1 pseudogene is annotated in these 551 nt (G+C 63.3%); it reads right to left on the bottom strand.

The features are described 5' to 3' along the window. A pseudogene (locus AABE10_RS36280) lies at positions 1-551 on the bottom strand (PRTRC system ParB family protein); the annotation flags it as partial.

Here is a 551-nt window from a genome sequence, read left to right as displayed (position 1 = left end):
ACGGGTTCGTGGACGCGGGGGCACTGGCCGACTTGCTGCCGGTCCCGGTCGCGCTCTTCGCCGCGGGCGCTGACTTCGCACCATCGGCCTGTTGGGGCTGCTTCGCAGCCTTTTCAGCCTTGATGCGGGCCGCCACCTTCTGCATGTTGCAGACGGTGTCGAAGCATTGGCCGCGATAGACCTTGCCGATCGAATCCGGCAGGCCGCTCACTGCCGCGCCGTAATTGGCGCAACCGTGACAGGCCTTGGCCTGTTCGAGACCAACGCCATTCGACCCGTCGACAGCCAGTTGCACGCGCGTGTTGTTGTCGCCAGCCCGTACGATCCGCACGGTCTGAAACTCATCACGCAGCCCAGCGGCTGTCGCCTCAAGCTGCTTCTCCGTTTTTGCATTGAAGCAGCTACGGTTCGTGCAGTTGCCGGTGCCAATCGCTTCGCCAAACATCTGCGCCTGCGTCGACGAGTTATGCGGGCAACCCGCGCAATCCGCCTTGTCGAAAATGGCCGAGGCCAGTGCGCACGACGCCGATTCAACCAGCTTCTTCACGTCG

This window comes from Paraburkholderia diazotrophica, assembly GCF_038900755.1.
GTDB classification, from domain to species: Bacteria; Pseudomonadota; Gammaproteobacteria; order Burkholderiales; family Burkholderiaceae; genus Paraburkholderia; species Paraburkholderia diazotrophica_A.
The sequence above is the reverse complement of the archived record's forward strand: the minus strand, read 5'-3'. Positions and strand labels throughout refer to the sequence as shown.